The sequence below is a fragment of the Shewanella sp. MMG014 genome (assembly GCF_018100775.1).
Lineage (GTDB): Bacteria > Pseudomonadota > Gammaproteobacteria > Enterobacterales > Shewanellaceae > Shewanella > Shewanella japonica.
Map to the genome: position 1 here is coordinate 147,164 of NZ_JAGJDZ010000006.1, position 13,856 is coordinate 161,019.

The window sequence follows — 13,856 nt, forward strand, 5'->3', positions numbered from 1 at the left end:
ATTAGAAAAAACTATTAGACCAATTGCTAATATATTGACAAGGTAATACTTTGAACTATCTTTAGATTAAGTATAAAATTGTGACGTAAACCACACTTTTAATCACGTTAAGCATATTGGCGAAGGGATATAGATTTGAAAGAGACAAATTCAATCATGGCACATAATGATACCCATAAAGCAATGTCATTAACTTGTACCAATTGTGAGCGCCTTTCAGAAATCGAAGGTGAAAAAGTCTGCTTCGATCATGGCAAGATTACTCGTCTAACGGAATTAAATACTAGCGATGCAATAATAAAAATGGTGTGTAACAGTTGGTCTAAAAACAGCTAACCGACTCAATTTATCCAATAAAAAAGCAATCATTATGATTGCTTTTTTATTGGATAAATACCATTCACTTTGCCTTTCATTAAGGCATAAAGTGCCATTACACTAAGATATCGGCTGCGCTATCATCCGCTTTTAATAAACTGTCTTCGCTTTCATTGTCATTAATTTTAGCTAATGTCAGTCCACGGGTTGTCACAATTAATCCTGCACATAGTTCATCATAAACAGCCTGCAGTTCATCTTGGTTCATTTCTCGCTTTTCAAGCGTAGCCATAATCGCAAACCAATCGGTGGTCACTTTATGTTGTGTCCCCTCTAGGGCTGCTATTAAAGAAATGTTTTGCACTAACGACCTCCATACTTAGGCTTAATTACCCGATAATTCCCTATTTACCTAAACGATCTCAATCCTTTCCAGGCAATTAAAGTTAATTATACACAAAAACTGCACTTTCAAAGAGAGAAAACACACACAAGCATGCGATCAATGTGTGATAGTTTGCTCATTTTGGATTCGCCATAACTTTGCATACACGCCATTTTGCGATAATAACGCTTTATGCGTCCCCTGTTCTGCAATTCGGCCTTCACTTAACACCACGATTTTATCAGCATCAACAATCGTAGATAACCTATGAGCGACCACCAAACTGGTGTGTCCTTTTGCCGCCATTTTTAGGGCAGATAAAATGGCTTGCTCAGATTGGCTATCTAGTGATGACGTTGCTTCATCAAACACTAAAATGGGGGCTGCTTTTAGAATAGCTCGGGCAATGGAGACTCTTTGTTTCTCACCGCCTGATAACTTCAAGCCTCGCTCCCCAACTTTAGTTTGCCATTTTTGGGGTAATGACTCGATGAAATCAGTCAGGTTAGCCAAGTGTACCGCCTCTTTGAGCGCTTCATCAGTTGCTGTTGGCTGGCCGTAAAGAATATTGTTATAGATGGTGTCATTAAACAGCACAGTATCTTGTGGCACGATGGCGATTGATTGACGCAGCGCCTGCTGAGTTAACTGTCTAATATCTTGCCCATCAATGGTTATTAAGCCACTATCAACGTCATAAAACCGAAATAGCAGCTTTATCAGGGTAGATTTACCCGCGCCACTTTCTCCTACAACAGCCACTTTTTGACCTGCTGGAATGCTAAAACTGACATCTTTTAGGATCGGCCGCTCATCATAGTTAAAGCAAATATGATTAAACGCTAGTTCACCTTGAGTTGGCGTCACATTAGACGCTGACGGAATATCTTGGATGGCTGGTACTTTATCTAACAAAGAAAACATTCGCTCAATATTAGCTAGTGCACCTCGAATCTCTCGATAAACAAAACCTAAAAAATTAAGTGGGATAAACAGCTGCATCATAAATGCGTTAATTAATACGAAATCACCTAATGTCATATTGCCTTCAGTCACTTCATAGGCAGCAAGCCCCATCATAGCTGTCATCGCGACCGCAATTATCAGTGCTTGGCCAGCGTTTAAAGCAAATAGCGATAACCTGTTTTTACGTTTGGCGACTTCCCATTGATCCAATGCTTCATCGTAACGTTGTGATTCATAGCGCTCATTATTGAAATACTTAACCGTTTCATAGTTAAGTAAACTATCAACTGCCCGTGTATTGGATAATGAATCTGCATTGGCAGCATCACGAACAAAACCGGTACGCCACTCAGTCGCCACTATTGAATAGCCAATATACGCAACGACCGCAATCAAAGTGATTAACGCAAAACCGATTCCATAGTTAATAAAAAAGATAATGATGACCAGACTGATTTCTAGCAAGGTCGGAACAATATTGAACACCATAAAGCGCATCAAAAAGCTAACACCACTGGTGCCACGCTCTATGTCCCGAGACAATCCACCTGTCCGCCTATCTAAATGGAAATCCAAGTCAAGACGATGCAGATGCTCAAATACCGCTAAACCTAGGCGCCGAATTGCACGTTCAGTGACTCGGCCAAATAACGTATCTCGAATTTCACCAATGATGACATTGAGAAACCTAACCGAGCCATAAGCCAACACCAAAGCAATAGGCACGGCCACGATTGTTGCCGTTTTTTGAGCATCTAAGCTATCAACCAAATCTTTTAAAATAAACGGTAGGCCCACACTGGCAAGTTTGGCAACAACAAGACATAACATTGCCAGAAAAATACGCCCTTTGAACTCGAATAAGTAAGGCCACAATAGCCCCACAACTTTCCAGTTAAGTTTGCCAACAGGGCCATCAAAATATAAAGAGGGTCTCATTAAATTTCACCATAGGGAGGGAATACAAGCACAATGCAACAATTTCAGTTAAGCAAGACATTAAGTTCTACATAACGTTAACACTATAACGGCTTTACATAGCTTATTTAAAATCAAAAAAGCACGATAAAAATTGCATGATTTTACGGCATTATATCGGTAAGATATTCGATAAATAATACTTTAGAATTACTTTTTCTTTTTCTGACTAGTCTAAAAGACTATTTTTTTAGAAAAAAACGCAGATTTAGCTAATTTTGGCTTGTTTCTAGTTCTGAAACGAAAAAGAATTTGGTACTCTTTATTTGATTCTTTTTGGCATTTATTACCAGCCATTAACATTTTTCCCAGCTCAAAGGAAGTAACATGTTAGACGCAACAAAAGTTCAGCACCCACCATTACAACTAATACAAACTTGGGTATGGATGATGATCGAATCAGGTAACCCTGAGCTACAAGACAAAGGAAGAAACAACCTCATCTCGGCATTTGGAAGCCTAGCTAAAGCAAACGAATATTTAGCAAATACCAATAAATAAGGCGCCTCTCAGCGCCTTTTTTATCAAATGAGTGCACCTAATTAGCTGCGACGTTTTTGTACGCTTTGGCTAAGTGTCTCTAATAAGCTCTCGGTATCGGCCCACCCAATACAAGCATCAGTAATACTTTGACCGTAACAAAGCGCTTTACCAACAACTAAATCTTGGCGACCTTCTTCAATATTACTTTCAACCATCACACCAAAAATATTCTGATTGCCCGCACTAATCTGATTAGCCACATCCTCTGCCACTAACATCTGCTTTTTAAAATCCTTACTGCTATTAGCGTGACTAAAATCAATCATAATATTAGCTGCAAGCTTGGCTTTCTCTAGTTGGCTTTCAATCGCTGCTACATGAGTTTGACTGAAGTTTGGCTCTTTACCGCCACGAAGAATGATATGACAGTCAGGATTACCTTTTGTCGATACAATGGCTGAGTGACCAAACTTGGTCACTGATAAAAAGTGATGAGGTGCACTTGCTGCACCAATAGCATCGATAGCGACTTTAATTGTGCCGTCAGTACCATTTTTAAACCCGACAGGGCTTGATAAACCCGATGCTAACTCACGGTGAACTTGAGACTCAGTAGTACGAGCACCAATTGCGCCCCAACACATCATATCCGCCACATATTGTGGTGTAATCATATCGAGGAACTCACCCGCGGTAGGAATACCTGCTTCGTTTAAATCAACGAGAAGTTTACGTGCAGTACGTAAGCCATCATTTAATTTAAAGCTATTGTCCATATAAGGATCATTAATTAAACCTTTCCAACCAACAGTTGTACGTGGCTTTTCAAAATACACTCGCATGACGATTTCAAGCTGATCTTTATATTTTTCACGTAATGCTAATAAACGCTTACCATAATCCAACGCGGCAACAGGGTCGTGGATAGAACAAGGGCCTATAACGACAAGTAGACGATCATCTTGTCTGTTTAAAATACGGTGAATGCCATCACGTGCGTTAAAGACTGTTGCTGATGCAGTTTCTGATGCTGGAAATCGCTCTAAAATGGCAATTGGAGGCAATAGTTCTTTTATTTCATCAATTCTAACGTCATCATTTTGGTAATACATAGTTTATACAACTCCAGCAAACAGTTTATTTATGCCAACGTTTAACATTGGCAGTAAAGCATAGCGATCAGCTCTATAATTCAAACAGTACCACACAATAATTCGTTCAATCTATGGTTTTATCAGTTTTATGTATTTAAATGACTGTTAATCAATAAGTTTAGATAAACAAAAATAAAATATATAATAAATTCATTAAGTTCGGTTTAGTTAAATAAATATGAAATTTTTATTATCTGCGTTTATTTGACTAGATTGAGTTAATATCGCACAGCGTGCTCAAAGTCATAAACGAAAAAACCATGAGCAACATACGTTGAGCATGGTTTTATAATGGGCCATCGATGAGGCCTTTGTTTTTCACGCTTCTTTGCATAGCTAATGGCGCATCATAGCTTGCAACTTGCCTTTGTAGCGATGTTGGTTTACTTCATCAATACTCAAATCCAGCGCTTTTTTCATATTCTTTTTCGCACGTCTCTCATCACCTGTCGCCCAGTAAGCACGGGACAGGCCAAAATAAAACTCATGTCGATAGTCGGCTCTTTCAACCGCACGCTTATACCAGACTAGCGCCTCTTGATACTGCTTTTCAAAATAAGCTTGTTGCGCCATATCAAAGTAGTAGAAAGGGTTTTTAATCCGTGCAAGCTCCAATACTTTATGTACTTGTTGCCATTCATCTAATCTGTTTTGTTCACCTAATATCAAGGCTAAGTTATATAAAGTCGTAATGTTCTCAGGCTCAAGCTGTAATACATGCCGATACGCTTGCTCTGCGAGTTTGTTTAAACCTTTATGGCGATAAATCACAGCTAACGTATTAATGCTATTTACATAATATGGATCTAATTCTATCGCTCTTTTAGATAGTGCATAAGCTAAGTCATACTCGTTTTTAACTAATGCTTCTGCTGCAACGTTATTGAAGTACATACTCGATAAAGTCTGCTTGTTTATCTGCTTTATTCTATAGGCTCTAATTGAACGCTCTGGTAAAAAGTCGACTAAAATTTCAGACCCTCTAAAGCTGTATGAGTTGATGTCGTCTCGATGAAGCAGCTTCATATTCACATGACCATTAACAAGATAAAAACCGCCACGTCTATCCCAAATAGGCTCGACATCTATGTCTTGATACTTAACAGGGACATTTAATGCCTCAGCTATTGCAGTAGACAGCACAACTAAAGACATGCAATTGCCTGCTCGTTCTTGTGCGGTAACGCTGGCCATTCGCGTATAATGATCACGATATTCAAATCCACCATTTTCTGCATCAATGTACTCAGCAAGCCAAACATTAACCGGCTTTTTATTTCCAACAACTCCACCTGAGCGGGCATAGGCTTTTTTAATCTCATTAACCATGCCTTCAGGTAACTCATAGATTGTTTCAGTTGCTGGTATTGCCGTTGGCGTGAAATAGCTGTCATTAAACAACTCTGTGGCATTGGCTGAACTTTGATGGGGTTGAGTGCTAGAGCAGCCAAAAAGAAAGAGAGGTAATAGCAATGCCAAACAAAGGCTTAGCTGTATATTATTGCGAGGTAAAATTGCATTATTATTTTTTTTGTTATTTTCATATTTTTGAAACATATTTATGCCCCGTACAAAACACCTTTATTAAGCATAGATGCATGTACGAAAATTGAGATATATAAATGTGACAAAAAATATTTTCAATAAGGTTAAGGCTGTTCAGCAACAATCAACTGAAACAGAATAAACTGGGCAATGTATATCGCTAAGAACATAGCGAAGCACATCACCAAGAAGATAGTAATTACTTTACTTGTGGTATTTTAGGCGGGTCAATTTGAATAAATAACTCTTGATTTTGATGCATGTAAGGTCGGTACATACTGCCTGCACAATTATAATAATGGTATGGGACAGCGACTGCGAGGCACCCTAAAGGCAACGCTTGAAGGATTTGAATTTGTTGTTGCATACGTAGCATTTCTTGCCACTGATGATCCTGCTGAACCGCATCTCTAACGGCAAAGGCATCAAAGGGGTCAGATGATTTACGAACCACAACTTTACCCGCATGGCTTAGCGTAGTCATCGTTATTCCCGCAAGTGCTATAACACTAATAAGAAGCGTTAACCTAAGTGACTTAGCCATAGTGAGACCTATTCAAATAAGAGCATTGGTATTTCATCAGTATAACAAAAAAGCAGAGCTAAATAGCTCTGCTTTTATACACGATTTTTCAGTTATTAACCCGCTGATTTAATCGATACAAACTCTGGGTATGCATCAACACCACAGTCTGATGCATCCATACCGTTATACTCTTCTTCTTCAGTAACACGAATACCAACAGTTGCTTTAAGGACAAACCAAACAGCAAATGAAGCGGCAAATACCCAAGTGAAGATTGCTGCAGCACCAAATAACTGCGAGCCAAAGCTTGCGTCAGCATTTGATAATGGCACTAGCATTAAGCCTAGGAAACCACATACACCATGCACCGAAATTGCACCTACTGGGTCATCGATTTTAATGCGGTCAAAACCAACGATTGAGAAAATAACCACACCACCAGCAACGACACCGATAACTGCAGACATCAATAATGAAGGCGATAATGGGTCAGCGGTAATAGCTACTAAACCAGCTAATGCACCATTTAAAATCATGGTTAAATCAGCTTTACCCCAAACAATTTTACAAACAATGAGTGCTGATACTGCACCAAATGCGGCTGCAGAGTTTGTGTTAACAAAGATTTTTGCTACTGCTGATGCATTTTCAGCATCTGATACTAATAACTGAGAACCACCGTTAAAACCAAACCAACCCATCCATAGGATAAACATACCTAATGTCGCCATTGGTAAGTTTGAACCAGGAATTGGGTTTACTGCGCCATTCGCGCCGTATTTCCCTTTACGAGCTCCAAGTAACAGTACGCCAGCAATCGCTGCTGCTGCACCAGCCATGTGCACGATACCACTACCTGCAAAATCAACAAAACCAGCAGCAGAAATGAAACCACCACCCCATGTCCAGTATCCTTCAATTGGGTAAATAACACCTGTTAATACCACTGAGAAAAGTAAAAATGACCATAGCTTCATACGTTCAGCAACAGCACCAGACACAATCGACATTGCAGTAGCGACAAACACAACTTGGAAGAAGAAATCTGACTCAAGTGCGTGATCCGCATCGGCTGATTGTGACCCTATTAATGAACCAAATGAAGGTAACCAACCCGCTTCAACATTATCAACATACATAATGTTGTAACCGACAAGTAGGTACATGACACAGGCAATTGAATATAAACAAACGTTTTTAGTTAAAATTTCTGTGGTGTTCTTTGAACGAACTAAACCCGCTTCAAGCATGGCAAAACCTGCTGCCATCCACATCACTAACGCACCTGAAATCAAAAAGTAGAATGTATCTAGTGCAAATCGTAATTCTGTTACTGTTGTTCCTAACGCTGCTAACTCTTCCATTTCAGCCCCCTTATAATGCTTCGTTATCAAGCTCACCCGTACGAATACGGATTGCTTGTTCAAGATCAGTTACGAAAATTTTGCCGTCACCAATCTTGCCGGTGTGAGCTGCTGTTGTGATAGCTTCAATTAGCATGTCTAAATTTTCAGATTTTGTCGCAATTTCTAATTTTACTTTAGGAAGAAAATCAACTTGATATTCTGCGCCACGATAAAGTTCTGTGTGACCTTTTTGACGTCCAAAGCCTTTAACTTCAGTAACAGTCATTCCCTCAATGCCCATTCCTGCAATTGCTTCTCGGACATCATCCAATTTAAACGGCTTGATGATAGCGCTGACGAGTTTCATCTCGACCTCCAAAAGTGTGATTGTTATAAATTTGTTTGCAATAACAATTCAATCATTAGGCCAAACTTGTAAGATAATGTTTTTGTTGAAATATTTAATTTATTGCAGTCAATAACCTCAAACTTTCGCACCATATAAGTGCAGCGCTATTTCGGTGCGCACAAGATTAGCGCATCCTTCTCGTCTCCAAAATTGACTCAAAAGAGCTATTAATTCATTCGTGTTCTAATAGAAATAAGCACTCAATAACAATTGAAACTCCAAGAAGAAAAGTAAACTTACGGATAAAAATCAAAACAACGATAGATTAAAGGATGGGCTAAAGAAGTTGGTATGTTGTCAAAATCTGAGGAAAAAAAGCGTTGCGCCGAGTGGTATCACACTGGGTTTCAGGCATAAAAAAGACCCTCAAATGAGGGCCTTTAAACATGTAAAATTAAGCTTTAAGGCTTATAAATTGCCCGCTGTTGTCGTTGCTTCTTCAGTCGCTTCAGCCGCTTCTGTAGAGTCAGCTCGCTCTTCTGCTAATAAATCAGCAAGTAGGCTATCAACTTTTGTTTTGTCATCTTCAACTGACGCTGCAGCACTTTCGACAATATCATCAGCTTCTGTATTGATGTCGGCAGTCAATTCACTGTCAACGCCTTCTAGTTCTGCTAATAAATCAGCTTGTTCATCAGCCAAAGTCTCATTGATAGACTCATCAACACTGTCAGAAGACGTTTCGCTAACATCTGCAACAAGCTCTGTCGCCGCTTCAGCTTCAACGGCTTTAGCTGCTGCAGCTTGATCTAGCTCAGCGAGGGCTGTTTCAGCATCAATAACTTCAACTGCTGCAGTAGTTTCAACGTTGGCAATACTTGCATCTTCTACTGCTGGTTCAGATTTTGCTGATTGCGTGTTCGTCGTTGAATTAATTTTCGCCATCAAGGCTTCGCCTAATTCAGGCTTTATAACTACTGCACCAGCTGCCGCTGCAGCTAATACCACACCGGCAACAACAAATTTAGTCGCACCTGATTTCTTTTGTTGCGCTTTTTCTGCTGCTGCTTTTGCCGCTAACTGAGCTTGAGGATTTGGTTGTGGCTTAATCTCAAGTTTTGACATCGGCTTAGGCGCTGGCATTGGTTCGCTTTCTGGCACGCTATTTAATGGTGCAGGAGTACGAATCTCTTGTGCTTGAGCCGGTTTTTCTGACTTGACATCAGTCTTAACTGTCATTTCATCAGCGACAAACTCTGGCTTAATCTCAGGCGTTACATCAGGCTTTATTTCAGTTTTTACTTTAGGAGTGTCAACAGCAACGTTAGTAATAGGCTCGGCCATTACGTTAACATTACTCACTTTTGCAGCCTGAGCTATCGGCGCCTCTGCAATAGGCGCTTCAGGCTTTGGGGATGCGTAAGCCGGCTCATCATTAAAAGGTTGAGAATAAGGAGCAACAGGCTGTTCATCAGCTGCTAGCTCAGGTAATACACCTTGCTCAGGGCCTTTAGTTCTTGCACCTAAGAATTGACCACCATCATAAATTTCCATTTTATGACTCGAAACATCACCTTCAACCACACCAGAGCTTACGATAACGAGACTGTTACAGTGTAATTTTCCTTTGAAAACACCACAAACACGTAACTCTTGACAGTAAAGTTCACCGTCAATTTCGCCACCTACTTCAATTTTAACTTGGTCTGTTGAACGAATAACACCTTTGACTTGACCAGCGATCAAAGCAGGTCCTTTTACCGTCATTTCTCCATCCAATGAAGTCTCGGGACCGATAAAAGTCACCCCATTTCCTTTGTTATTCATACCCAGCAGTATCCTTTTATTATAAATTTTCGACTTATAGTAAACTAACTAATTAAAAACAACAAATAACATTGCATTTACATAAAATTCACCTTGTAAACATTTCGGATCAATTAAATTGCTAACTCATCACTTATTGCTGGACACTGTGATTAAGAATAATTATTATTCACGAACCTATTGTTAAGGATCTTCAATAGTCGAGTTTTATAAACAAGGATGTGACATGATTGTATCGGATATTTTTTTAGGTGAAATACCTGAAAGTTTGACCCAACAGCTTTGCCAGATTACTGAACTTTTAAAGTGTAATACCATTAGCCACGACCCGCTTAACCTCCAGTGGCAACAAGCAGAGCACCACAAAAAAATTCTACTGCACTATGTCAGTGATCCCAAATTACACATCCCTAACTTATCGGCAGAATTACTTGCAGACGGCAAACATTTGGCTTTTTGCCCTCAATTGACCTCTGACACTGAAAGTTTGCTCATCGCAAATGGGTTTCATGGTGGACTGTCTTTTGATGCATCGATTATTGAGATCATCGAAGCCTTTAAGAATCTGGACAACAATAAATTGTATTTCAGTCATGATGCGATGTCTCATTATATTCAATCAAGAAACCGCCAACCTATTACACAACGTCAAACTGAGCTACTGTCATTAACCACCAAAAAAGAACAGCAAGTGCTGTCTTTGGTTTGCCAAGGCTTATCTAATGAGCAAATTGCAGCAAACTTAAGTATTTCGATTAATACAGTCAAAATGCACATTCAAAACATTTTCAAGAAAACAAATGTTTCAAGCCGTGGACAGCTTTCTTACGTCTTTACACAAGTGTGATTTAGGTTAGTCGCTTATATAGATGTCTGACGTACTAACGGAGTTTACGAAGTTGATCGCGTTATAGCTGCCGATTGGTTTTAGCACTTTCTTATTCTCGTCTTATGTCGCTCGATATAGACAAGATAGTAATGAAGCCTGAACCATGGGTATGCCTATAAGGGTAGCAAACGACTTCAAGTTGTTTTTCAACTCGACGGCTCACACATAGCGCAAGTTATATTTCCCTTAAATACTTGAGCTTGTTTTTAATTGATATATTGTGACTCATAAACCAATCAATATGGTCTTGGCGTGACAACAACGTTATTAGAACTCTATCAAAGTAAAATAGCACAATCTCAATCATCTCAATCATCTCAATTGCGATTACACGATGATGCTGAACAGCGTACAGCGCTACTTGCCCTCAACGAGCTATTTATTCAACTCCAACATAATGTGAATGTTAATGAAGAAGTAGCAGAACTCGGTGATACCAGTCTTCAGCAGCAAGCTGCCAAAGGTGTTTACCTTTGGGGAGATGTTGGTCGTGGTAAAACATTTTTGATGGATTTATTTTTTAATCATCTTAAACAGCAAAATAAGCTTAGATTACATTTTCATCGCTTTATGGCTATGGTGCATCAAGAACTCAATCTCACAAAAGGGATTGCCGATCCTTTAGTGCATATTGCTCGTCATTATGCAGCTCAATATCAAGTCATTTGTTTTGATGAGTTTTCTGTCAATGATATTGCAGATGCAATTATTCTTGCTAGGTTGTTCGAACACCTTTTTGCTCATGGAGTCATCTTAGTCGCTACCTCCAATATTGAAATTAGCCGTTTATATGAAGGTGGATTGCAGCGTGAGCGATTTTTACCTTTTATTGATATTTTACAAACTAATGTAGACCAAATTAACTTAACTGGCGCCACTGACCATCGAATAGCTGCGCAATCTGACCGTTCGCTTGAACAACAAATACAGTTAACAAAGCACATGAGTCACCAAGATTTTGTCACTATTGCAGGACTGCATTATCCCCATCAAGCCGCTGTGTGTGAAACACATAGCTATATCGAAATATGTCATCGTACAATTGCTTTTCAAGCTAAAGTGAATCAAGTGATTTGGTTTAAATTCGACCAACTGTGTGACGGGCCTCGATCTGCTTTAGACTATATCGAGCTCGCAGGCTTATTTAAGCATGTGATTATTGATGAAGTGCCCCAACTAGGAGGTGAAATTAGAACTTGGATAAAAGCACGTGGTACGGAAGATGGGGCTGAAAGTAATAAAACTAGCGAGCGTCAATTAGAATATGCAACCAGTGACGATCCTGCTAAACGGTTTATTAGTTTAGTCGATGAACTCTACGATCAACGCGTATCGTTAACGGTCTGCTCAGAATGGACCATTACAGAATTGTATTCAGGCGGCGCCTTATCATTTGAGTTTCGTAGAACGGTGAGTCGCTTAGTTGAAATGCAGCGCTGGCTCAAACCAGCAACCAAATAAGCTTTATCAGTAACTTATGATTTAACTGATAAAACATAACAACTCTAGCTAAGGTGTTTCATGCTGTCGATTATTGCACAGTGTGTTTTATCACATCACCGAAGCGACGCATGAAGTTTTCAAACGCTTCGTTATCAGGGTAATCAAATTGATATTTATTATGGAAGTAGATATTAAGCGAAGTTCTGCCATCACTCAGCGTTATTGTGTAACCATCAAAGCCTGTTTCAGCTTGCAGTCCACATAAATGATAGCGAGAGTTGTAGCCATTTTCAGCTTTATGCTTTTCACCACATTCAACGATTTTATTAAAGACCTTTAACGCTTGATAAATATCGATTGCATTTCGCATGCTACATCTCCTGATTGATATCTCTATGATGCTTTCTATAAACAGACTCGACGATTGCACCAATGAGGTGAATACGAGACGAGCTCATAGTTAGATCAGTCTAGAATAATCGCAATTCAGAACAGTGATAGAGAGCAAGAAAACATCAATGATATGGGATTAAGGTGTAACAAATTGAATCAACGTTGTTGATGATGCTTGGATTTCACTTGATACATTTCTCGATCTGCAATTTCTAAATACTCGGCTATATCAAGTTTTTGATTAGCATGTCGAGTCGCAACTCCCACACTGTACGCCAGCTCAAATACGTCTTCACTCTGAGTGTTATGGGCATTCAATGCTGTTTGAAAACGAGCAAGTGCGACGTCAACCTGGCCCTTACTGCACTCACTAAACAATACTAAAAATTCATCACCACCAAAACGAGCGATCACATCAGAATCGCGAAATTCTGAGGTAAGCAGCTGAGCAAACTGGTTTAAGGCTCGATCGCCCGCCTCATGACCATGATTATCATTAATTTCTTTGAAATAATCTAAATCGAAAAACACTAAGCAACTATCAATATGATTGCGATCCCATGTCGATAATGCTTGCTTTGCTAGCACTTCAAATCCACGACGGTTGGAAATACCTGTCAGCTGATCTAGGGTTGTTTGCTGGATGGAAATCAGCTCAGATACGACCATCTCTGCAAGGTCTTGTAGCGCTAGCATCTCGTCTTTATCTAGCTCTTTGGGTTTATCATCAATAATGCATAAGGTCCCGACTCTCATCCCATTTGGCATTGTCAGTGGGTGACCTGCATAAAAACGAATATGAGGCGCTTGAGTAACCAGAGGATTATCGCTGAAGCGCGCATCTTTTGAGGCATCGGTAATGACGAATGCTTCAGAGTATTGAATGGCATGACCGCAAAATGAAATATCTCGAGGAGTTTCATTTGCGACTAACCCTTGGCAGGATTTAAACCATTGTCGATTTTCATCAATTAAACTGACTAGACAGATAGAAACTGAAAATAACCGTTTTGCTAGGCGGGTAATGCGGTCAAACCGTTCTTCAGCGGCAGTATCAAGCACATTTAAATTTCGCAGTGTCGCTAGACGCGCAGCTTCATTTTCTGGTATTGGTGCGGTAAGCATAATCCCTGCCAATCAATATTAAACACAATATACTAACGTTAATATCAAATAGCAGATATGGCAATAAATCAATAGGTTAAATTTACTAGTTAGGGTGAACGAATTGACTAACTAACAAGTATGTAGCTA

General features: G+C 39.6%; 14 protein-coding genes. 4 read left to right on the forward strand and 10 right to left on the reverse strand.

Annotation, left to right across the window (positions count from 1 at the left end; translation table 11 throughout):
* Window positions 1–135 precede the first annotated feature (135 nt).
* Entirely contained in the window at window positions 136–336 is a 201-nt protein-coding gene (locus tag J8L86_RS11595; protein WP_231919181.1) for a hypothetical protein, read from the forward strand.
* Between the two features lie 97 nt (window positions 337–433).
* Here J8L86_RS11595 and J8L86_RS11600 read toward each other — a convergent pair whose 3' ends face one another.
* Window positions 434–682 carry a hypothetical protein gene (locus J8L86_RS11600; RefSeq protein WP_055022612.1) on the reverse strand — a complete coding sequence of 83 codons (249 nt, stop codon included), beginning with the start codon at window positions 680–682 and terminating at the stop codon, window positions 434–436.
* A 138-nt stretch (window positions 683–820) separates the two neighbouring features.
* A complete protein-coding gene (locus J8L86_RS11605) occupies window positions 821–2,608 on the reverse strand; it encodes an ABC transporter ATP-binding protein/permease (RefSeq protein WP_211030421.1) in 1,788 nt (595 codons plus the stop codon).
* A 366-nt stretch (window positions 2,609–2,974) separates the two neighbouring features.
* Here J8L86_RS11605 and J8L86_RS11610 point away from each other — a divergent pair, with 366 nt between their 5' ends.
* Window positions 2,975–3,148: a hypothetical protein gene (locus tag J8L86_RS11610; protein ID WP_119967651.1), complete on the forward strand. Its 174-nt coding sequence runs from the start codon at window positions 2,975–2,977 to the stop codon at window positions 3,146–3,148.
* 41 nt (window positions 3,149–3,189) lie between these two features.
* Here J8L86_RS11610 and aroG read toward each other — a convergent pair whose 3' ends face one another.
* The 6 genes from aroG to J8L86_RS11640 form a co-directional block, all read right to left on the reverse strand.
* The gene (gene aroG / locus J8L86_RS11615; RefSeq protein ID WP_211030423.1) at window positions 3,190–4,242 is read right to left on the reverse strand and encodes a 3-deoxy-7-phosphoheptulonate synthase AroG; all 1,053 of its coding nucleotides are present in this window, start codon (window positions 4,240–4,242) and stop codon (window positions 3,190–3,192) included.
* A gap of 378 nt (window positions 4,243–4,620) precedes the next feature.
* Window positions 4,621–5,841 carry a tetratricopeptide repeat protein gene (locus J8L86_RS11620; protein ID WP_055022615.1) on the reverse strand — a complete coding sequence of 407 codons (1,221 nt, stop codon included), beginning with the start codon at window positions 5,839–5,841 and terminating at the stop codon, window positions 4,621–4,623.
* A 187-nt stretch (window positions 5,842–6,028) separates the two neighbouring features.
* Window positions 6,029–6,313 (reverse strand): hypothetical protein, encoded by a 285-nt coding sequence (locus J8L86_RS11625; RefSeq protein ID WP_247663354.1) that lies wholly within the window; start codon window positions 6,311–6,313, stop codon window positions 6,029–6,031.
* A gap of 155 nt (window positions 6,314–6,468) precedes the next feature.
* Complete coding sequence (locus tag J8L86_RS11630; RefSeq protein WP_055022617.1) at window positions 6,469–7,719, reverse strand: ammonium transporter; 1,251 nt, start codon at window positions 7,717–7,719, stop codon at window positions 6,469–6,471.
* Between the two features lie 10 nt (window positions 7,720–7,729).
* A complete protein-coding gene (locus J8L86_RS11635; protein WP_055022618.1) occupies window positions 7,730–8,068 on the reverse strand; it encodes a P-II family nitrogen regulator in 339 nt (112 codons plus the stop codon).
* A gap of 450 nt (window positions 8,069–8,518) precedes the next feature.
* The gene (locus J8L86_RS11640) at window positions 8,519–9,877 is read right to left on the reverse strand and encodes a polymer-forming cytoskeletal protein (protein ID WP_211030427.1); all 1,359 of its coding nucleotides are present in this window, start codon (window positions 9,875–9,877) and stop codon (window positions 8,519–8,521) included.
* Window positions 9,878–10,103: 226 nt separating this feature from the next.
* On the opposite strand from J8L86_RS11640, the gene J8L86_RS11645 reads away from it, so the two are divergent.
* A complete protein-coding gene (locus tag J8L86_RS11645; RefSeq protein ID WP_055022619.1) occupies window positions 10,104–10,724 on the forward strand; it encodes a response regulator transcription factor in 621 nt (206 codons plus the stop codon).
* A gap of 294 nt (window positions 10,725–11,018) precedes the next feature.
* Window positions 11,019–12,227, forward strand: a complete 1,209-nt coding sequence (gene zapE, locus J8L86_RS11650; protein WP_211030429.1) for a cell division protein ZapE — start codon at window positions 11,019–11,021, stop codon at window positions 12,225–12,227.
* A gap of 70 nt (window positions 12,228–12,297) precedes the next feature.
* Here the strand turns inward: zapE and J8L86_RS11655 are convergent, their stop codons facing one another.
* Both J8L86_RS11655 and J8L86_RS11660 read right to left on the reverse strand, forming a co-directional pair.
* On the reverse strand, window positions 12,298–12,579 hold the full coding sequence (locus tag J8L86_RS11655) for a DUF3081 family protein (RefSeq protein WP_055022620.1): 282 nt from the start codon (window positions 12,577–12,579) through the stop codon (window positions 12,298–12,300).
* 179 nt (window positions 12,580–12,758) lie between these two features.
* Complete coding sequence (locus J8L86_RS11660; protein ID WP_211030431.1) at window positions 12,759–13,727, reverse strand: sensor domain-containing diguanylate cyclase; 969 nt, start codon at window positions 13,725–13,727, stop codon at window positions 12,759–12,761.
* Window positions 13,728–13,856 lie beyond the last annotated feature (129 nt).